The organism is Hydrocarboniclastica marina (assembly GCF_004851605.1).
Lineage (GTDB): Bacteria > Pseudomonadota > Gammaproteobacteria > Pseudomonadales > Oleiphilaceae > Hydrocarboniclastica > Hydrocarboniclastica marina.
Window position 1 is genome coordinate 1087238 of record NZ_CP031093.1, and the last position, 18659, is coordinate 1105896.

Annotated in this window: 20 protein-coding genes; 15 read left to right on the forward strand and 5 right to left on the reverse strand. The window is 56.2% G+C overall.

The genetic code is table 11. From position 1 onward, the window contains the following. Positions 1-61: 61 nt before the first annotated feature. The 9 genes from soil367_RS04950 to soil367_RS04990 all read left to right on the forward strand — a co-directional run bounded on the left by soil367_RS04950 (position 62) and on the right by soil367_RS04990 (position 7018). Positions 62-1126 (forward strand): phosphotransferase family protein, encoded by a 1065-nt coding sequence (locus tag soil367_RS04950; protein ID WP_136547505.1) that lies wholly within the window; start codon positions 62-64, stop codon positions 1124-1126. Further along, positions 1126-1830 (forward strand): histidine phosphatase family protein, encoded by a 705-nt coding sequence (locus soil367_RS04955; protein ID WP_136547506.1) that lies wholly within the window; start codon positions 1126-1128, stop codon positions 1828-1830. The genes soil367_RS04950 and soil367_RS04955 overlap by 1 nt, the downstream gene beginning before the upstream one ends. Before the next feature lie 80 nt (positions 1831-1910). After that, positions 1911-2681: an SDR family oxidoreductase gene (locus tag soil367_RS04960; protein WP_136547508.1), complete on the forward strand. Its 771-nt coding sequence runs from the start codon at positions 1911-1913 to the stop codon at positions 2679-2681. A gap of 113 nt (positions 2682-2794) precedes the next feature. Next, entirely contained in the window at positions 2795-2998 is a 204-nt protein-coding gene (locus soil367_RS04965) for a 2-hydroxymuconate tautomerase family protein (RefSeq protein ID WP_136547510.1), read from the forward strand. A 339-nt stretch (positions 2999-3337) separates the two neighbouring features. After that, on the forward strand, positions 3338-3550 hold the full coding sequence (locus soil367_RS04970; RefSeq protein ID WP_136547512.1) for a dodecin: 213 nt from the start codon (positions 3338-3340) through the stop codon (positions 3548-3550). A 121-nt stretch (positions 3551-3671) separates the two neighbouring features. Beyond that, positions 3672-3929 (forward strand): hypothetical protein, encoded by a 258-nt coding sequence (locus tag soil367_RS04975; RefSeq protein WP_136547515.1) that lies wholly within the window; start codon positions 3672-3674, stop codon positions 3927-3929. 253 nt (positions 3930-4182) lie between these two features. Continuing rightward, a complete protein-coding gene (locus soil367_RS04980) occupies positions 4183-4722 on the forward strand; it encodes a DUF1269 domain-containing protein (RefSeq protein ID WP_136547517.1) in 540 nt (179 codons plus the stop codon). 204 nt (positions 4723-4926) lie between these two features. Continuing rightward, complete coding sequence (locus soil367_RS04985) at positions 4927-6183, forward strand: Bcr/CflA family multidrug efflux MFS transporter (RefSeq protein WP_136547519.1); 1257 nt, start codon at positions 4927-4929, stop codon at positions 6181-6183. A 175-nt stretch (positions 6184-6358) separates the two neighbouring features. Next, the gene (locus tag soil367_RS04990; protein ID WP_136547521.1) at positions 6359-7018 is read left to right on the forward strand and encodes a class I SAM-dependent methyltransferase; all 660 of its coding nucleotides are present in this window, start codon (positions 6359-6361) and stop codon (positions 7016-7018) included. Between the two features lie 69 nt (positions 7019-7087). Here soil367_RS04990 and soil367_RS04995 read toward each other — a convergent pair whose 3' ends face one another. Continuing rightward, positions 7088-7903 (reverse strand): PhzF family phenazine biosynthesis protein, encoded by an 816-nt coding sequence (locus tag soil367_RS04995; protein WP_136547523.1) that lies wholly within the window; start codon positions 7901-7903, stop codon positions 7088-7090. Positions 7904-7979: 76 nt separating this feature from the next. Next, positions 7980-8336 carry a hypothetical protein gene (locus tag soil367_RS05000; protein ID WP_136547525.1) on the reverse strand — a complete coding sequence of 119 codons (357 nt, stop codon included), beginning with the start codon at positions 8334-8336 and terminating at the stop codon, positions 7980-7982. A 201-nt stretch (positions 8337-8537) separates the two neighbouring features. Between soil367_RS05000 and soil367_RS05005 the strand changes: the two genes are divergently transcribed. Continuing rightward, on the forward strand, positions 8538-10013 hold the full coding sequence (locus soil367_RS05005) for an aminotransferase-like domain-containing protein (RefSeq protein WP_136547527.1): 1476 nt from the start codon (positions 8538-8540) through the stop codon (positions 10011-10013). An 80-nt stretch (positions 10014-10093) separates the two neighbouring features. On the opposite strand, the gene fdxA is transcribed toward soil367_RS05005, so the two are convergent. The 3 genes from fdxA to soil367_RS05020 all read right to left on the reverse strand — a co-directional run bounded on the left by fdxA (position 10094) and on the right by soil367_RS05020 (position 13719). Next, a complete protein-coding gene (gene fdxA / locus soil367_RS05010; protein WP_136547530.1) occupies positions 10094-10417 on the reverse strand; it encodes a ferredoxin FdxA in 324 nt (107 codons plus the stop codon). Between the two features lie 164 nt (positions 10418-10581). Next, positions 10582-13197, reverse strand: a complete 2616-nt coding sequence (gene mutS, locus soil367_RS05015) for a DNA mismatch repair protein MutS (RefSeq protein WP_216642776.1) — start codon at positions 13195-13197, stop codon at positions 10582-10584. A gap of 132 nt (positions 13198-13329) precedes the next feature. Next, complete coding sequence (locus soil367_RS05020) at positions 13330-13719, reverse strand: site-specific integrase (RefSeq protein ID WP_136547532.1); 390 nt, start codon at positions 13717-13719, stop codon at positions 13330-13332. Positions 13720-14090: 371 nt separating this feature from the next. On the opposite strand from soil367_RS05020, the gene soil367_RS05025 reads away from it, so the two are divergent. The 5 genes from soil367_RS05025 (at position 14091) to soil367_RS05045 (ending at position 18278) form a co-directional block, all read left to right on the forward strand. Then, positions 14091-15182, forward strand: a complete 1092-nt coding sequence (locus soil367_RS05025; protein ID WP_136547534.1) for a DUF262 domain-containing protein — start codon at positions 14091-14093, stop codon at positions 15180-15182. Between the two features lie 11 nt (positions 15183-15193). Then, positions 15194-15697, forward strand: coding sequence for an endoribonuclease (locus tag soil367_RS05030; RefSeq protein ID WP_136547536.1), 504 nt, complete (start codon positions 15194-15196; stop codon positions 15695-15697). 108 nt (positions 15698-15805) lie between these two features. Beyond that, entirely contained in the window at positions 15806-16180 is a 375-nt protein-coding gene (locus soil367_RS05035) for a DUF4440 domain-containing protein (protein WP_136547538.1), read from the forward strand. A 170-nt stretch (positions 16181-16350) separates the two neighbouring features. After that, complete coding sequence (locus soil367_RS05040) at positions 16351-16569, forward strand: hypothetical protein (RefSeq protein ID WP_216642777.1); 219 nt, start codon at positions 16351-16353, stop codon at positions 16567-16569. Between the two features lie 35 nt (positions 16570-16604). Then, on the forward strand, positions 16605-18278 hold the full coding sequence (locus soil367_RS05045) for an ATP-dependent nuclease (protein WP_136547540.1): 1674 nt from the start codon (positions 16605-16607) through the stop codon (positions 18276-18278). The last annotated feature ends 381 nt before the right edge of the window (positions 18279-18659 follow it).

An 18659-nucleotide genomic window follows, 5' to 3' on the forward strand; every position in this document is an offset into this window, starting at 1 on the left:
AGATCGTTTTTAAGAAAGGCCCCGGTAAGTTACAGGCAGGAACTGAACAGGACATCACGCCATGACACTGATTGACCAGGCCGTCACCACCCGGGAAGGGGAAGAGCTCGATACAGCGGCAATCGACCGCTACATGAAGCAGGCGCTTCCCGAGCTGGCGGGCACGCCGAAAATAACCCAGTACCCGGGCGGGGCATCGAACCTGACCTACCGTATCGATTACGGTCCGCGCTCGTTCGTGCTGCGGCGCCCGCCCCATGGCCGGATCGCCAAGTCCGCCCATGACATGCTGCGGGAGGCGCGCATCATGCGTGCGCTCAAACCGGTCTACCCCTATGTGCCTGACATCATCGCCCTGTGCGATGACCACACCGTGATCGGCGCTGATTTCTACATCATGGAGCGGCTCGAAGGCATCATCCTGCGCCAGAACTTCCCTCGGGAGCTTGATCTCAGCGAAGCGGACACCCGCAAGCTTTGCATCAATGTCATCGATAAACTGGTCGATCTCCACAAGGTGGATTACAAGGCCGCAGGGCTGGATAACATCGGCAAAGGTGAGGGCTACGTAAAGCGCCAGATCGATGGCTGGAGCGACCGCTTCCGCAAGGCGATCACGCCGGATGTCGGCGATTTCGAAGCAGTGATGAGCTGGCTGCAGGAAAAAATGCCCGACGACGTGGCTACCTGCATCATTCACAACGACTTCCGCTTCGACAATGTCGTCCTCAACCCCGACAACCCGTTCGAGATTGTCGGCGTGCTTGACTGGGAAATGGCCACGCTGGGCGACCCGCTGATGGATCTGGGCAACAGCCTGGCCTACTGGGTGCAGGCCGATGACGAGGGTCCGTTCCAGATGATGCGGCGCCAGCCTACCCACCAGCGCGGCATGTTAACCCGGGCAGAAGTGGTCGAGTACTATCAGGAGAAGTCGGGCTTCAAGGTCGATCGCTTCGATTTTTACGAGGTCTACGGCCTGTTCCGTCTGGCGGCGATCATCCAGCAGATCTACTACCGTTTCTACCACGGCCAGACCCAGGACAAGCGATTCGCCGGTTTCGGCCACGCCTGTAAATACCTGGAAATGCGCTGTCAGAAACTGATCGACAAGAGTGAACTCTGATGGCCACGCTGCATCTTATCCGCCACGGTCAGGCCAGCTTCGGACGCAGCAATTACGACAAGCTGTCGGACCACGGCTGGCAGCAGGGTCGGGTTACCGGACGCTATCTGAAACAGGTGATGACGCCGGGCGCGCTGTTCCGGGGAGACCTGGAGCGCCACCGGGAAACCGCGGAGGCAATCGCCGAAGGCTTTGAAGCCGACCTGCCTGAAGCCCGGGTCGACGCCGCTTTTAATGAGTTTGACCATCTGGAAGTGCTCCAGCGGCACCGGCCCGAGTGGGCTGATCCGCAGCAGATGGCGGCGGACCTTGGGCGTGCGCCGTCGCCGCGCAAAGCGTTTCAGGAGGCCTTTTCTGAATCGGTGGAGCGCTGGGTCAGCGGTCAGTTCGACCACGAGTACACCGAGACCTGGGCGCACTTTTGCGGCCGGGTCTGGCAGGGGCTGGAGACAGCCCTTGAATCCGCAGCGGGCGTGCGGGACACCCTCGTCGTCACCTCGGGCGGGCCCATCAGTGTGATCGTGCAACGGTTGCTGGGCCTGGACGACAAACAGGCGCTGGAACTCAATGCGGTCATGGCCAATGCCGGTATTACCCGGGTGCTGTACTCCGGCTCCGGCACCAATACCCGAAGAACGCTGGCGGGCTTCAACAGCATTGCCCATCTGGAAGTAGAGTCCGCGAAAATGGTCACCTACCGGTAGGACGCGTCTGCCAGACAATAAATCCCGAACAACAGGTCCCCAGTTCGACCTTCTTAACTGAACGCTATCAGGAGAACAACATGGCCAAGCAAGATCTCTTCGACCTCAGCAACAAGGTTGCCCTGGTAACGGGCGCGAGCCGCGGCATCGGCGAGAGTATCGCCAGGACGCTCGCCAGCTACGGCGCCCACGTCATCGTCTCCAGCCGCAAGATCGATGGCTGCGAAGCCGTCGCCGAGGCTATCCGCAACGACGGTGGCAGCGCCGAGGCCATCGCCTGCCACATCGGCGAAATGGACCAGATCACCAGCATCTTCAAGCAGATTGATGAGAAGCACGGCAAATTGGATATCCTCGTCAATAACGCGGCCACCAACCCGCACTTTGGCCCGATCGAAACCACCGATGTTGGCGCCTTCCAGAAGACAGTCGACGTCAACATCCGCGGCTACTTCTTCATGTCCGCCGAAGGCGTAAAACTCATGAAGAAAGGCGGTGGTGGCGCTATCGTCAATGTCGCTTCCATCAATGGCATGGTCCCCGGCCACTTCCAGGGCATCTACAGCATCACCAAGGCAGCCGTCATCTCCATGACAAAAGCCTATGCCAAGGAACTGGGACAGCAGAAGATCCGTGTCAACGCGCTGCTGCCAGGGTTAACCGACACCAAGTTCGCCAGCGCGCTGACCAAGAACGACTCGATCAAAAACCAGGCGATGACCCACATCCCCATGCATCGGATCGCCGAGCCCGACGAGATGGCCGGCGCTGTGCTGTATCTGGTGTCCGACGCGGCCAGCTATACCACTGGCACCTGCGTTAACGTCGACGGTGGTTACCTCACGGTCTGACGCGCGTTCCCGACGGGCTTGGTTCAGCTTAGAGGGCGCTCTATACTGGCTCAGGCCCGCCTTGGGCCATGGTCTTCCGGATTTAAAGGTCTACTGGAAAAAGGAGTTTTTCGATGCCCTACGTCAATATAAGGATCACCCGCGAAGGCGCCACCGCCGATCAGAAGGCAGAGCTCATCAAGGGCGTCACCGAGCTTCTGGAAACGGTGCTTAACAAGAACCCCGCTACCACTGTGGTCACTATTGACGAGCTGGAGACAGACAACTGGGGGATCGGTGGCGAAAGCATTTCGGTAAGGCGAAAACGCGGGCACTGATTCCGTACCGCGATATCGAACCCGGCTCCTGAGGCCGGGTTTTGTCGTTTCGTGTCTAGTGTCCTGTCCTGGTTCCACGCTGGCGTGGACCACCCTTTTTTGTCCCCCTGCTCCAGGTTCGGTTCCCGGGCACTGCCGTAGCCCGGCAACGATACAGACTCTCCAGTTCGAGACCTTCTGAAATCCCTTCTTGCGTACCCGGCGTTCAGCTGCGTCCCTGTCTCGCAACACCCGAGTCTTGACTGACCGTAATGCGGAAGCACTCAACGTGGCCGGTGCAAATACCGTAGTCTAATAAGTCAGTTACTCGTAATCAGCAAACGACAAGGAGAAGTTGACGTGTCAGACCATGTATATAAAAGAGTAGAGATCGCGGGTTCGTCACCGAAGAGCATCGAAGACGCAATCGAAAACGCGATCGCGCGGACCTCAAAGAGCCTTGACCTGGTCGAATGGTTCGAGGTGGTTGAAACGCGCGGGCACATAGAGAACGGCAAGGTCGCCCACTATCAGGTCGTGCTGAAGGTTGGTTTCCGCATGAAGGACGTGTGAGGCACATCCGCGACTCGGGGTGACGCGAACGGCTCACCCCCCAGCTGATGTCGCACTGCGGTTAGTAGGATGTAGCACTGCGGTTAGAAGGATGCAGCACTGCGGTTAGAAGGAGGTGCTTATGGATAGCCCCAAGCATGTGGTCAAGGATGAACCCCGAAAAAGCCTTTTTGTCCTGATGGCAGCGTCATTGTTTTTTACCCTGATAGGGTTGGTGGTTCTTATATTCGGTTCGCCGGATCGCGAACCCATCATCGGCCAGGCGGGCACGCTCAGCCTGGTCATTGGTGCTCTCGGGTTCGTGCTTTACGTCATCGCCCGGCGCCATGAGGGAAAAGCGCGAAAAAACGCCCGCAAGGGCGAGGGGAAACACGTTTAACACTGTCGAGCCAGCGGTGGTGTCACCGCTGGCTGTGGGTTCTGCGTCTGACAGTTCACTGAACCCGCCAGCAGCCCTCGCCAGTAGACGTAGCGGTAAGAACAAGGAGAAGTAGCGTTAAGAAGTAGCGACTTGCCATACGGAACAGCGGCATGCGAAATCATGCATCGCTGGTGTGTCAGCACCGTTGCGTGTCTGTACCGTTGGATGCCGCGCCGCAGGAGGCGGGAATCAATAAAACCAAGGAGCCACTATGCAACGCTTATACTTTCTCGTTCCCGATGCCAGCACAACGGTAAACATTGCCAACGAACTTGAGGCGCTGGAACTCAAGAAAAACGACGTTCATGTCCTGGCACAGGACCATGCCAAACTGAAAGAGATGGGCGTCAACCGCGCCACTTTCCTGCAGACGTCCGACGTTATCAACGCGACGAAGCGCGGTCTTATCTGGGGCACACCCCTCGGTATCATCCTGGGCGCCATCGCCGCGATTTTGCTGGATTTCGATTGGAGCTGGACGGGTATCGTCGTGCTTCTGATCTGTTCCGGACTGGCGGGCGCCGTGTTGGGCAGTTGGGCAAGCTCAATGATTGGCGTGTCGGTGCTCGACGTGAAGGTGCAGGATTATAACGACGACATCCGCCGTGGCGCCTATCTTATGCTGGTCGATGTCCCCGAGCAGCGGGAGCATGAAATCAGCGCCGCGATCAGCCGTCATCATCCCGATGTCGTTATCGACAAGATCACTGCGCAGGATAAGGATAAAGTCGGCGGCGAGGGCCGCGGCTAGCCTTATGAGCGTTAGCCTGAGCAACAACGGGTAAGGGCAACGCCGGGTTACAGGATTTGACTGCCGCCAGAACTTCGTCGGAAGATGCGGCAATAGCGCAGTGGGGTGGCCTTCTGCGTTTTTTAGGTGACTAATGATAGCAAGCTAATTAAAATAGCCCCTTTGGCAGTGCTTCTCGCTACTGCCTCAGATAGCTGAAGGCCCATGTCCTCTACAGAAACCAAGCGCTCTACAGAAACCCAGCACTCTACTGAGAAGAGCTTCGTCATTACGCTGGGTGTTTTGATCGGCCTGTCGCCGCTTGCAGTCGATCTTTACCTGCCCAGCATGCCAACGATTGCCCAGGACCTGAACGCGTCCCCGGCCGCGGTAACCCAGACACTCAGCGTCTACCTGGCCTGCTTTGCCTTGCCTCAGTTGGTGTTCGGCCCGTTATCCGACGCCTGGGGGCGGCGGTTCAGTATGTTCACCGGGCTGGGCATTTTTCTGCTGGGCAGCATCGCTTGTGCGCTGGCGTCCGACATCACGGAGCTGATCCTGGCCCGCGGCCTGCAGGGCATCGGGTCCGCCGCCATCATCGTTACCGTCCCGGCGTTGGTCCGCGACCGTTACCGCAATGAAGAGTTTGCCCGGATCATGGGCATTGTCATGATGGTCATGGCCATCGCACCGCTGGTGGCGCCGCTCGTTGGCGGGTTTATCCTGACAATGAGCGGCTGGCGCGCCAATTTCGTGCTACTGGCGGTATTGGCCGGGCTATCGCTCCTGCTGTTCCGGCTGCAGATTGGTGAATCCCTCGCCAAGGCGCGACGGATACCGTTCCGGCCGGCGACACTGTTGCGGAACTATGGGGCACTGGTACGACACGGACGGTCGCTGTGCTTCATCCTGTGCAGCGGCTTCGCCTTCGGCGGCATGATGTCATTCCTGTCGGCCTCGCCCTTTGTCTACATTGAGCTCTACGGGGTGTCCGAGCTCAAGTATGGGCTCTTGTTCGCCTGCAACATCCTGGCGATGATGGCCTTTACCGTGGTGGGCAATAGGTTCGTACGGCGTACCGGCTCCCACCGCATGCTTGGACTGGCGATGTGTGTGATGCTGGTGGCGACGGGCGTCATGTTTACCCTGATGCTGATCGGTCGTCCGCCGCTGCCCGTGGTGGTGTTGTCAGTCATGCTTTTTGTCGGTACCAATGGTGTTATCAGCGCCAACTCCATGGCCCTGGTCATGGCGCGGTTCGCGGCTATTTCCGGCAGTGCTTCGGCAATGGCTGGGTCCATGCGATTTGGCGCAGGCGCGCTGGCGGGGGTGGTGGTCAGTATCCTGCACGACGGTACCGCCTGGCCCATGTTCGCGGTGATGATGGGGTGCGGCGCCGGTGCTATCGTTTTTTACCTGCTGGGTACGCTGCTAAGCTGGCGGCATACCGAAACCGGAGAGTGGCAGCCCCAGGGGCAGTGAAACATTTTTTAAAACGAACCAATGCCTTACAATAGCAGCCAGTTGCGGTTTTGGCGCCGCGTACGCTTAGGGAGCCGCTGATAAACTCCAGGGCCGCTTTGAAAGCCAGAGGCGATCCAGGAGTTAATCAGAGGCTCCTTAGTTCGTTTGATTTACCGTGCAAAGGATTGTTCCGATGGCCCATCTGGATGTGCCTGCCCCCGAACGCTGTCCCGTCTGCACCACCCAGCGCATCCGCCGTTTTATGACCCTGCAGGACAAGGTCTACTGGCGCTGTCGTCTTTGCGAGGCGACCTTCCTGGCGCCTGCGCAGTGGCCCGATCTGGACGCGCAGAAAGTCGAGTACGACAAACACCAGAATGACGTGGACGATCCACGCTACCGGGAATTCCTGGCGAGGCTGGGCACGCCGCTGCTGGCCCGCATGCCCGCCGGGCTTCACGGGCTGGATTTCGGCTGCGGTCCCGGCCCGGCGCTGGCCCGCATGCTGGAGGAGGCCGGCCATACTGTCCGCTGCTACGACCCTATCTACGCCCCCGAGCGGGCCGCGCTTGAAGACAGCTACGACTTTATAACCTGCACCGAAGTGCTGGAGCACCTGCACCAACCCATGGCTGAGTTCGAGATGCTTAACGCGCTGCTGCGCCCGGGCGGCTGGGTTGGGGTGATGACTGAATTTCAGACGTCCGATAACCGGTTTGATCAGTGGCACTACCGGCGCGATCCCACCCACATCATTTTCTACCGCGCCACCACGCTCAACCTGATGGGCGCGCGCCTGGGCTGGACGCTGGAGATTCCGCGCAAGAACATTGCGCTGTTCCGCAAACGCTGACCGACCGATTCCTGGGGATATGCTTAGCGCCTTGCTACTGCTGCTGGCATACCTCTACGGTAGCAGTCTCTACGGTAAAAAAATTCGACCCTCCAGATAGGGCACCGCCTGGCCGGCGATGGCGACCCGCGCCTCATCCCCGACGTTACGCAGCTCGCAGTGGAGCGTTCCGCCCCGGGCAGAAACCTGTCTGGCCCTGAGCTGTCTGCGGCCCAGCCGCGTGGCCCAGAAAGGCGCCAGTACGCAATGGGTGGAGCCGGTTACCGGGTCTTCCTCGATGCCGCCGGCCGGCGCGAAATAGCGTGAGACAAAGTCACACTCCGTCCCGGCTGCGGTCACGATGATGCCCAATCCCAGATCGGCCATCGCGCCGATCGCCGTGATATCCGGCTGCAGCCTCCGCACAGCCGCCTCGTCCCCAAGCAGTACCAGGGTATTGGCGTCCTTTTCTACGGTAAAGCAGGCTTCCGGTTGCACGCCCAGCGCGTTGGCCAGCTCCGGCGGCGTGTCGCGGGGCATACTCGGGATGCTGGGGAAGTCGAGTTCCAGCCAGCCGTCTGCCCGTTTCTCGACTGCAAGCGGGCCACTGGCCGAGCGGAACAGCAGACGCGAACCGGTAGGTTGCAGGTGCTCGAATATGACCCAGGCGCTGGCCAAAGTGGCATGGCCACAGAGGGGCACTTCCCGCGTCGGCGTGAACCAGCGGATCTCATAGCCATCATCCACCGGGACGAAGAATGCCGTCTCCGAGAGGTTATTCTCCAGGGCGATCGCCTGCATGAGCCGCTCGTCCAACCAGTGTTCCAGCGGCACCACCGCAGCGGGGTTGCCGCCGAACAGCCGATCAGTGAAGGCGTCAATCTGGTAGATGGGCAGGCTCTGCATAACGGACTCCTGATTTAGGTAAGGGCAGTGGTAAGGGTATCGACGGGCACTGGGTGGGCGACCGTATCTGAACAGCCTAGTTGTCGCCGCCGCTGCTCAGCCGCGCCCGCCGCGCATAATCCCCGGCCTGGTCCCGGGCGAAATGACAGACTTCCTCCGCACTGTAGCGCCAGATTCTCAATACAGAATCCGGCCAGTCGATTTGCCACTGGGACGGCGAAAGCCGCATGACGTTAAAACCCAGGCTGCGAATCAGGTTCTCAGCGTCCCGCAGGCTTTCCAGCGAAATCCCAGCCTGCCCGGCCACAGGGAAGAGTGTCTGGCGTGTTGGCTCAGGCCGCGTTGCCGGGCGAAGCCCATCATTGTGCGCGTGCTCATTATGATCGCCAAAGTATGGCTGACTGGGTACGGGTTCGGCAGTGGTGCTTTCCATGGCGTTCTCGCTGGCTCATTCTCGCGGGTTTTCTTCAGGGACGGTCTCGAGAAACCACTGTACGAAAACGTCGCAAAGCGAAACAGATTCAGCTAGTGTTCGAAAATACCGGTACAGCTCTCGAAAAAATGCTGACTGTACCGGTCGGTCCGCCCCGCAACTGTGCCGGGCCGGCCCCGCCCATTCCAGTTAGCATGAGCTATGACTATTCTCTACAGCCAGATCGCAGACCAGCTTCAGCAGGCTTTCAGCCAGGGCGCCTACCAGCCGGGCGACCGCCTGCCGGGCGTGCGCATACTCAGCCGCCAGTTCGGCGTCAGCATCTCGACGATTCTGCAGGCCCACCAACTACTGGAAGCGCGCGGCTATCTGGAGGCCCGCGAGCGTAGCGGCTACTTTGTGCGTCATCCTCACGCGCAGTCGCCGGTCCCCCTGGTTCAGCAGGACCGGCCACGGCCCGCCCCGGTAACGGCACAGGAGATGGCGCTGGAGTTACTGTCCGCCGCGCAGGATAAGCGGTTGGTTCACCTGGGCGCCGCGGTGCCCCATGCGGATTTTCTCCCCTTCAGACAAATCCAGCAGGCCACGGCCTGGGCCGCCCGGCAGGGCGCGCAAACGCTCGACTATGCCTTTCCCGGCAACCTGGCTCTGCGCCGGCAGCTGGCCCAGCGGATGACCGGCAATGGCTGTCCCACCGGTCCCGATGAGCTGGTAGTAACGACGGGCTGCCAGGAGGCGCTGATTCTCGCGCTCCGGGCGGTGACGCGCGCTGGTGACATTGTTGCGCTGGAATCGCCGGCTTTTCCGGGCATTCTCTCGGCGCTGGAACTGCTGGAGTTACGGGCTATCGAGATTCCGACCGATCCGGTTACCGGGCTGAGCCTGGAGGGTTTGCAGCTGGCCCTTGAACAGTGGCCCATCGCGGCCTGCATCGCTGTGCCCAATCACAATAATCCGCTGGGCTGTCGCATGAGTGACGCGCGCAAGCAGCAACTGGTTGCCATGCTCGCGGCGGCCAACGTGCCCCTGGTGGAGGACGACATCTACGGCGACCTGACCTTTGGTGACCGGCGCCCGCGCCCGGCCAAAGCCTTCGACACCACCGGGCACGTGCTCTATTGCAGCTCGTTCTCAAAGACGATCTCGCCGGGCCTGCGAGTGGGCTGGATCAACCCGGGGCGCTACCGCGAAGCCGTACTGCAGCAGAAGTACTTCACCAATATCGCCTCAGCGACGATTCCGCAGATGGCGGTCGCGCATTTTCTGGAGCAGGGCGGCTACGACCGTTACCTGCGGTCGGTCAGGTTGCGCTATCAGGATTCCATGGAACGCCTGCGCAGTGCGATTGCGCGCTGGTTCCCGGACGGCACGGCCGTGAGTCGGCCCGTGGGAGGTGTCGTATTGTGGGTTGAGCTGCCACCCTACTGCAGTGGCACAACGGTGTACCACCGGGCCCGCGCGGCGGGTATCAGCGTCTATCCCGGCAAGATGTTCTCAACCAGTGACCGCTTTGAGCACTGCCTGCGGCTCAATGCGGCCAATCCCTGGAACCCGACGCTGGAAAAAGCACTGCAGACGCTGGGTGAGATTTGCTGCGGTTTAGCCAGGGAAAGTGAGCCTGTAGCCCATGATGCGGGTCGGAATCAGACGCTACCGGAGGCGTCTACTCTGGGGTAGGAATTTCGATCAGCCAAAACAAAAACGGGAAGCACCAGGCTTCCCGTTTTTCTTATCTGCAGTGCGGCAATCGAACCGGATTATTTTTCCAGATATTGCAGCTTGTCACTCTTGCCATCCCACTCTTCCGCGTCGGCCGGTGGCGCCTTCTGCTCGGTGATGTTGGGCCAGTCGCGGCTGAGCTCAGCGTTCAGCTCAATGAACTTCTCCTGCCCCGCCGGCAACTCATCCTCCGAGAATATCGCTTCCGCCGGGCACTCAGGCTCGCAAAGGGCGCAATCGATACACTCATCCGGGTCAATCACGAGGAAGTTCGGACCCTCATAAAAACAATCAACCGGGCACACCTCAACGCAGTCGGTGTATTTGCACTTGATGCAATTTTCGGTAACGACAAAAGTCATGATCGGATCCTGGTATTTCCAGCCAAGGTTACGGGCGAGGCGTAGTTCAAAAATGAGAGCCGGTATTTTAAGGATCGACGCCCCGGCCCGCAAGCACTGGCGCGGCGATGCCAGCCATTCTCACCTTGTTTGTTTCTAAGGAGCCTCTGTTAATCAGAGGCTCCCTAATGCTTCTGACGCAGGCGCTGCTGCAAGGCGTAGAGCTTCTCCTGGGCCTGGCGCGGGCTCAGGTCGTCCAGCTCCAGCGCCAGTAGCTCCCGCTCAATGGCTGATGGTTCCAGTGACGCAAACATATCGCCCTGCACGTGGCCCGCCGTGGTGGCGGCTGGCTGAGGGTTGACGGTGTTGCGTGCCTGGGCCGTCGCAGGCTGGGCCGGCAGTGTCTCCAGCTCCCGCATCTTCTTGCGGGCGTCATCAATAACCGCCTGGGGAACACCGGCCAGCTTGGCGACCTGCAAACCGTAGCTCTGGCTGGCGGGCCCTTCATGCACACTGTGGAGGAAGACGATACTGTCGTCATGCTCGGTCGCGGTCAGGTGCACATTGCTGGCCATGGCCGCCTCATCCGGCAGGGCGGTCAGTTCAAAATAGTGGGTGGCAAACAGGGTGTAGCATTGCACCTGTAACGCCAGCTGTCGGGCCGTGGCCCAGGCCAGGGAGAGCCCGTCAAACGTACTGGTGCCCCGGCCCACCTCGTCCATCAGCACCAGGCTCTGTTCGGTGGCGTTGTGCAGGATGTTGGCGGTCTCGGTCATCTCGACCATGAATGTGGAGCGTCCCCCGGCGATGTCGTCCGACGAGCCCATGCGCGTGAATATGCGGTCCACCGGCCCCAGCCGTACCCGGCTGGCCGGGGCGTAACTGCCGGCATAGGTGAGCAGGGTGATCAGCGCCGCCTGACGCATGTAGGTGGACTTACCGCCCATGTTCGGTCCGGTCACAATCAGCATGCGGCGCTGGGCGTCCAGGTGCAGGTCATTGGGCACGAACGGGTCGCTCATCAACTGCTCGACCACCGGGTGCCGGCCTTCCTCGATTTCCAGGCCCGGCTCATCGCTGAGCTCGGGGCGACAGAGCCGCAGGGTCTGGGCGCGCTCGGCAAAATTCGCCAGCACATCCAGCTCCGCCAGTGCCTGGGCGCTGTCCTGCAGCGGCGCCAGAAAACCCGCCACATGCTCCAGCAGCTCATCATACAAGCCCTTCTCCCGGGCCAGGGCGCGGCTCTTGGCACTGAGGGCCTTGTCCTCGAACGTTTTCAGCTCGGGGGTGATAAAGCGTTCGGCGTTCTTCAGGGTCTGCCGGCGGATATAGCTGGCGGGCGCTTTGTCGGACTGGGCCCGGCTGATCTCGATGTAGTAGCCGTGCACCCGGTTGAACCCCACTTTCAGCGTGGAAATGCCCGTCTCCCGGCGCTCGCGCTCTTCGATATCGAGCAGGAACTGGCCGGCGTTCTGGCTGATGCTGCGCAGCTCGTCCAGCTCCGCATCGAACCCTTCGCGGATGACGCCGCCGTCCCGGATCACCACGGGCGGGTTATCGACCAGCGCGCGCTCCAGTCGGTCGGCCAGTTCCGGATACTCACTGACGGTAGCGGCCAGTTCCCGCACCGCGGCATCGTCAACCTGGGCCAGACTTTGCTGCAGCTGGGGCAGGGTCGCAAACGCATCCCGCAAGCGCGCCATATCCCGGGGCCGGGCCGAACGCAACGCCACCCGGGAGAGGATGCGCTCGATGTCGCCGGTCTGCTTCAGAATCTCGTGCACCGGCTCGTAGTGAAAACCATCCAGCAGCGCCGCGACCGTCTGCTGGCGCTGCTCGACCTGAACGCGCTGGCGCAGAGGCCGGTTGAGCCAGCGGCGCAGCATGCGACCACCCATGGCGGTGGCCGTCTTGTCCATGACCCAGGCCAGGGTGTGCTGCTGCCCGCCGAGAATGTTGGTGTCGATCTCCAGGTTGCGCCGGCTGGTCGCGTCCATAATGACGCTGTCTTCCCGGCGCTCCCGGCTCAGTTTGCGTATGTGGGGCAGGGCCGTGCGCTGGGTGTCCTTGGCGTACTGCAACAGGCAGCCCGCCGCGCAGATCGCCAGGCTCAGGTCATCGCACCCAAAACCGGTCAGGTCCCGCACCTGCAGCTGCTGGGTCAGCAGCCGGTGCGCGGTCTCCGCCTCGAACAGCCAGGGCCCCTGGCGGCGCACGCCACTCATGCCTTCGAGCAATTCGCTGTAGGGAAAATCCTCACTCACCAACAGTTCCGCCGGCCGCAGGCGCTGCAACTCACCGCCCAGGGCTTCCAGGCCTTCCATCTCCTGCACCACAAAGCGCCCGCAGGACATGTCCAGCGAGGCAATGCCAAACTTGTTCTTGCGATGGCAGAGCGCGACCAGCAGGTTGTCCTGGCGCTCCTCCAGAAACGCATCGTCGCTCAACGTCCCCGGCGTCACGATCCGCATGACCTTCCGATCCACCGGCCCCTTGCTGGTGGCCGGATCGCCGATCTGCTCGCAGATGGCAATGGACTGGCCCGCCCGCACCAGCCGGGCAATGTAGCCCTCCGCCGAGTGGTACGGAATCCCCGCCATGGGAATCGGCTCCCCCCCGGAATGCCCCCGCGCCGTCAGCGTAATGTCCATCAGCTCCGCCGCCCGCCGCGCGTCCTCGTAGAAGAGCTCATAGAAATCGCCCATCCGGTAGAACACCAGCTCGTTGGGATGCTGCACCTTTATTTTGAGGTACTGCTGCATCATCGGGGTGTGGTGGGAGAGGTTGTTGGTGTTTTGCATGGGGCTCTGTGGTTGCTATGGCGAATGGGGGCTCGGGGAGCAGCGATGTTGGCGGTTGGGGTGGGGATTCTAACTTATGGGGTGGGGGGTTAGACAGGGTTTGGGCTGTGTCCTGCAAAAGGCTGCGCAGGGTTAAACAGAACTGGAATCCAGGGGGCTGCTGACGCCGCGTTCGTGGGTGCCGACGACGTGCGTATAGATCATGGTTGTGCTGAGGTCGCTGTGGCCCATGAGCTTCTGTTCCAAAAACTGATGAGACATAAACACCACCGCCTTCAGGGCCGTCTTCCGAGTATTAATGGAGACCTGACGTTCGTTGGCAAAATAGCTGAGCCAGGCATCAACCTCCGGCCCTGCCATGGTTTGCGGGTGGCGTTTGCCATGGAACCTGATGAAGTCACGGACCCAGGTGCAGTAAGTTTTTTCGGTGCGATATGCCAGGTGGCGAGCCCGGATAAATGCACGGAATCGGTCCATAAAGCGGGTGGGGTTCGGAGGGAGTGGCTTGGGGATGTCTTCCATCGCGGCATTCCTTTGCGTACTGTATTTATATACAGCTTAAGCTGATTGAAACTGGGGTTCAACTGGGACAACGCGCGCAGAGGCTGTTATTTCGGAAGGGTTCGCAAACGGGTTTAAATCTGCTTTGGAATCAACTGACTGGCGCGCTGGTAGTTTAGAGGGATATCGGTCTTAGCGATCGATTAGACGATTACTCTTTTTCGCTCGGAGCCATGACAGCGTTGACGTGGCGCGGTTTGCGGCATAGGTTTACTAGAAGTTAATGGAAGGTGCCCAGTCGCTTAGATAGGGGCCCTTTAGGCTCGTATACAAATGTTAGTTGCCGCCGATGGCGGTGTATGAAAATTTCAAAATACTAAATTGGACAGAAAATGAACGAAATTGATGAGAAATCAGTCGAGACTGAAGAAGACGAACTGTTTTTCGATGATGAATATGATCAGCAGCCACCTTCAGATATCGTTGCTTATAATGAGTTAAGGTCTTGCGCCGACCTTTTTCGGATGTACGACAAAGAGATATTGGATATAACTCCAGACTTCCAAAGGGATTCGGTTTGGCAATCTGCGGCACAAACTAGATTTATCGACTCCCTCATCAAGCAACTCCCAATACCAAGTATGTGCTTTAGCTTAGACTATAAAACCCAAAAATGGCAGGTGATAGACGGTCTCCAGCGCATGACTGCGATCATAAGGTTCATGACTGATAAGGAGTGGCGACTGTCAAATCTCGAAGACATAGATAAACGACTAAGTGGTACAAAAGTTTCGTCTCTTAGAGATGAAAGCTCTCCAAACCATATTTTATATCAGAGCCTTGAAAATCTCACTTTGCCAATAACGGTCCTTAGGTGTGATCACAGCAAAAAGACTCACATGGAATATCTTTTTACTATATTTCATAGGTTGAATACTGGAGGCATGAGGCTCAACAACCAAGAAATTAGAAATTGCATATATAGCGGTACATTCAATACTATGTTAAAAGAAATTAACGAGAATAAGTATTGGCGTAAAATAAATAAGCTGGGTGACAAAGAGGATCAAAGGTTTAAGCATGTTGAGTTGATACTTAGATTCTTCGCCTTCTATGATGATCTTAAAAGTTATAAAGGAATATTATCAAAATTCCTGAACGAGTACATGAGAAAAAACAGGAATCCAGAAATTGATTTTATTGACGAAAAATTAAAGTTGTTTGAAAGAACCGTCGTTCTTATAAATGAAAAAATAATCAATGAGAACGATAAAATCGGTTCATCAACGTTGGAAGCTCTTTTAGTCGGGGTTGCTAGTAATATCGACCACCTCGAGAAATTAGAGCGAGAAGATCTGAGGGATAGGTTTGAAGACCTAAAGAGCTCAAGGTCGCTTTCGACAGACTATTTGAGTGGTGGTGTAGCTAAAAAGGAGAAAGTGGAAGCTAGAATAAATGAGTCGCTACGTGTTTTTTCTAGGTGAAGTGACAGAATATGATTGCGCGCTCATACATAGAAAGTAATTTAAGACAGCTCGACAAGCTTTACAATTCGTCGGGCAGCCAGAAAATGAAGCTTTATTATTCTAAGCTTGCAATGTTAGAGCTTTGTGGTTGGATTGAAGAAACAATGGATGATGTAGTTATCAAGTGTGCCAACCGCGTATTAAAAGTTCAGCCCAATAAAAAATACATTGCTGATAAAGTAGTGAGGCCAACATATGGATTTGAGTATGAGAAGCATTTTAGAAGAATGCTTGTTTTTGTCGTAGGTCTTATGTCGGTTGAGAAGATTGAGAAAAACGTTGATCAAGTGAAGTACGCAAGATTTATATCTGCGTTGGGAAGCTTAAAAGCGGCTAGAAACAAAGAGGCACATACGCATCTGAAAGGTGTTACGCGGACCGTAGATGCGCCGTCGGTGACGATGAGAAATTTCATCCATGTCTATGAAGGCTTGGTTGAATACCAGGCAAAGCTAAAAGACCTGAGACTGTAGTCAACTAACAATGCCAGTCACGGCGACGTCTACTACATTGCGGCTTCGCCTCCATTCCGTAGCCGCGCATGCTGGCTAGCGTTAATTTCTAAAGACAGGGATCAGTCCATGCATCAAGAAGATCTGAAACAAGTACGAGAAAACTGGTACTCGGCTTTTTTCGCGGGTGACGTTGAGCACCTTGCTCGGATCCAGGCAGACAATTTCACCGTCGCTACCGAGCGTGGTGTCCAATCCAAGAAATCCCAAATCGACGCAATCTCGTCAGCCAAGCGTAATGGGAGTTGGTTTCCCCAAGGCGGGCAAAAACACGATACTGAGTTAACCATTCAAGCTTCGAGTGGCAGCACCACAGTCACTGGTCAGGGGTACACCACTTCTGGTCAATCCCAAGGGCCGGTAGTCGCGTTCTCCGAAACCTGGGAGTGGGATGGTACTGATTGGCGGGTTCTCAGTCTGAGCTACAGCGCAGCCCGAAACTAAAATTAACAAGTCGCAGCAGTACGCGGCCGAGGGCCGCCGGACGCCCTTTCCATGGCTCCTTCGTCGCCATTCCAAGGTCGCCGCTGTGCTCAGCGTTGAGGCTGTAGAAAAACCCCGAAAAACGCCCGTTGGTTTGGTAGAGTTGGGCAAACAGACAAGGAGTGGTCAGCATGCCCCGCTTCAAGCACTACAACTACGACCAAGACGCTATGGTCGTTATCAACTATCAGGACCAGCTTCAGCCCGGCACCTTCGAACACGCGGTGCATTACCTGATCGAGCACAAGCTGGACCTGTCAGTTTTCCATCCCAGGTACCGCAACGCCATCAAATTCGGTCCCTACGCTCGCCGGACGCTGGTTCCTCGCGCCGTTTATGGCGAGTGTTAGGCTAATAGCCCGCTCATCGAATATCTAAGTTAATTATGATTAAAAATTTAAAGTTACATTTCGGCGAAAACCCAGGATCAGCAGTATTGTCGCTCGATGTAGGCCCGATCAATATCTTTGTTGGGCCCAACAATTCAGGCAAGAGTATGCTTTTGAAGGAGGTGGAGCAGCTCTGCAAGAACCCGGAGCCTGATAGAAAAATAATATCTGAGATTGAAGTTAAGGCCTATAAAAAAGAAGAAATTCTAAGGATGCTGCGTTCAAAAGAAACTGAAAAGCCAGATGGGTACATGCATCAAGATGATCATATTTTCACTCAAAATGTAGACCTGTTCAACCCGGGGGTAGCGATTAACCAAGTCAGCCTTCAAGAAGTTATTAATCACGTGGAGGGGAAGCGCAATAACTACAACTATTTTGCACAGAATTTTCTTTCTCTATATACCGTAAGACTGGATGGTAAAACGCGTTTTGCACTAACGGAACCGAGACCGGCAGGTGATTTAACAAGATCGCCAACCAATCACTTAATGGCACTTTTTGGTGATGATAGTATCCGAGAGCGAATTCGAGACATCACATTCAGTGCCTTTGAGAAGTACTTTGTTATTGATCCAACCGGAATGACAGAGTTCAGAATAAAGTTGTCAGACAAGAAACCAGTTGATAATAGCGAAGAGCAAGGGCTCGACCAGAAGGCTAGAGATTTTCATTCTTTAGCAACTAATATTGAAAAAATGAGTGATGGAGTTAAGGCGTTTACCGGATTGATTTCGGCATCATTAAGCCAAGATTATAAGGTTCTTCTTATTGATGAGCCGGAGGCTTTTTTACATCCTCCTTTAGCTAGAAAGCTCGGAAGGGTACTCGGAGAAATAGCTGAGGAAAAAGGAAGCAAGATATTTATTTCAACACACAGCTCCGACTTTGTGATGGGGTGTATTCAGTCAGGCCAACGAGTTAATATAGTTAGATTGACCTACAACCATGGAGTAGCAACCGCGCGTCATCTGCCATCTGAAAAACTAACTGAAATGATGCGGAACCCTTTATTAAGATCTACAGGCATTTTAGGTGCTATGTTTCATGAGAGTGTAATTGTTTCTGAAGCGGACGCCGATAGAGCGTTTTATCAAGAGATTAATGAAAGGCTTAACCAGTTTGGTGGCGATGGAGTAAGAGATACCTTATTTATAAATGCTCAAAATAAGCAAACAATAGGGCGAATAGTTTCTCCTTTAAGAGAAATGGGGATACCGGCAGTGGCAATAGTGGATTTGGATATAATTAAAAAAGGCGGTGAGTTTAAGGAGTTATGCAAGTCTTGCAATATACCTCGGTCATTAATTGAAAGCTGGGGTGTATTGAGAGGAAATATAAATAAGTATTTTGATGATGCGAGACTTAATCCAAACAAGCATGGTGTTAAAGATCTGCCCTTTGAGCATCAAGATACTCTATCGATGCTAATCAGTAATATAGCAGAATATGGAATTTTTGCCGTACCAGTTGGTGCTTTAGAGCAATGGCTTCCAGAACTAGAGATACCTAATAGTCGACACGGCCCCGGCTGGATAATGGAAGCCTTTGAGAAAATGGGAGAAAATTTAACTGAGGCAAGCTATCTGAAGCCAGCTGATAATGACGTATGGAAATTCCTTAGAGATGTTTCAAGGTGGGTCTCTAATCCGCATAGAAAAGGATTTTAAGCATTAACAATGCATTTAAGTTCGTTACAGCCTGCCTCCACCGGACGCCCCTGTCGGGCCGCCGCTTATCATTGGCGTCAGCTACCAAGGACTGTGAAATATGTTTAGGTACGCGGAAGGACTCGATAGATACGTTAATTCCCGCAGGAAATTAGTAATTGATAGAAACAAAACAGAACGCTAACAGGACACCCATTCGAACGGAACGCAACAACGAGTCGTGCGAGAACGCTCCCGTACCGAGGTGCCTGTCACTGATGGTTTAATGGTTGTAATTGCGGACTAAGAGAGGAAAACCTTAGCTGGACACCCACTTTAGCAACTCTTTGCGCACTGAGCGCTAGAGGCATGGAAAATGTGGGTGTCCACGCAGTTGACGCA

What these genes read in the sequence shown, in the direction of transcription:
- soil367_RS04950 (WP_136547505.1), top strand. Translation starts at nt 62, where the DNA reads ATGACACTGATTGACCAGGCCGTCACCACCCGGGAAGGGGAAGAGCTC.
- soil367_RS04955 (WP_136547506.1), top strand. Translation starts at nt 1,126, where the DNA reads ATGGCCACGCTGCATCTTATCCGCCACGGTCAGGCCAGCTTCGGACGC.
- soil367_RS04960 (WP_136547508.1), top strand. Translation starts at nt 1,911, where the DNA reads ATGGCCAAGCAAGATCTCTTCGACCTCAGCAACAAGGTTGCCCTGGTA.
- soil367_RS04965 (WP_136547510.1), top strand. Translation starts at nt 2,795, where the DNA reads ATGCCCTACGTCAATATAAGGATCACCCGCGAAGGCGCCACCGCCGAT.
- soil367_RS04975 (WP_136547515.1), top strand. Translation starts at nt 3,672, where the DNA reads ATGGATAGCCCCAAGCATGTGGTCAAGGATGAACCCCGAAAAAGCCTT.
- soil367_RS04980 (WP_136547517.1), top strand. Translation starts at nt 4,183, where the DNA reads ATGCAACGCTTATACTTTCTCGTTCCCGATGCCAGCACAACGGTAAAC.
- soil367_RS04985 (WP_136547519.1), top strand. Translation starts at nt 4,927, where the DNA reads ATGTCCTCTACAGAAACCAAGCGCTCTACAGAAACCCAGCACTCTACT.
- soil367_RS04990 (WP_136547521.1), top strand. Translation starts at nt 6,359, where the DNA reads ATGGCCCATCTGGATGTGCCTGCCCCCGAACGCTGTCCCGTCTGCACC.
- soil367_RS04995 (WP_136547523.1), bottom strand. Translation starts at nt 7,903, where the DNA reads ATGCAGAGCCTGCCCATCTACCAGATTGACGCCTTCACTGATCGGCTG.
- soil367_RS05000 (WP_136547525.1), bottom strand. Translation starts at nt 8,336, where the DNA reads ATGGAAAGCACCACTGCCGAACCCGTACCCAGTCAGCCATACTTTGGC.
- soil367_RS05005 (WP_136547527.1), top strand. Translation starts at nt 8,538, where the DNA reads ATGACTATTCTCTACAGCCAGATCGCAGACCAGCTTCAGCAGGCTTTC.
- fdxA (WP_136547530.1), bottom strand. Translation starts at nt 10,417, where the DNA reads ATGACTTTTGTCGTTACCGAAAATTGCATCAAGTGCAAATACACCGAC.
- mutS (WP_216642776.1), bottom strand. Translation starts at nt 13,197, where the DNA reads ATGCAAAACACCAACAACCTCTCCCACCACACCCCGATGATGCAGCAG.
- soil367_RS05020 (WP_136547532.1), bottom strand. Translation starts at nt 13,719, where the DNA reads ATGGAAGACATCCCCAAGCCACTCCCTCCGAACCCCACCCGCTTTATG.
- soil367_RS05025 (WP_136547534.1), top strand. Translation starts at nt 14,091, where the DNA reads ATGAACGAAATTGATGAGAAATCAGTCGAGACTGAAGAAGACGAACTG.
- soil367_RS05030 (WP_136547536.1), top strand. Translation starts at nt 15,194, where the DNA reads ATGATTGCGCGCTCATACATAGAAAGTAATTTAAGACAGCTCGACAAG.
- soil367_RS05035 (WP_136547538.1), top strand. Translation starts at nt 15,806, where the DNA reads ATGCATCAAGAAGATCTGAAACAAGTACGAGAAAACTGGTACTCGGCT.
- soil367_RS05040 (WP_216642777.1), top strand. Translation starts at nt 16,351, where the DNA reads ATGCCCCGCTTCAAGCACTACAACTACGACCAAGACGCTATGGTCGTT.
- soil367_RS05045 (WP_136547540.1), top strand. Translation starts at nt 16,605, where the DNA reads ATGATTAAAAATTTAAAGTTACATTTCGGCGAAAACCCAGGATCAGCA.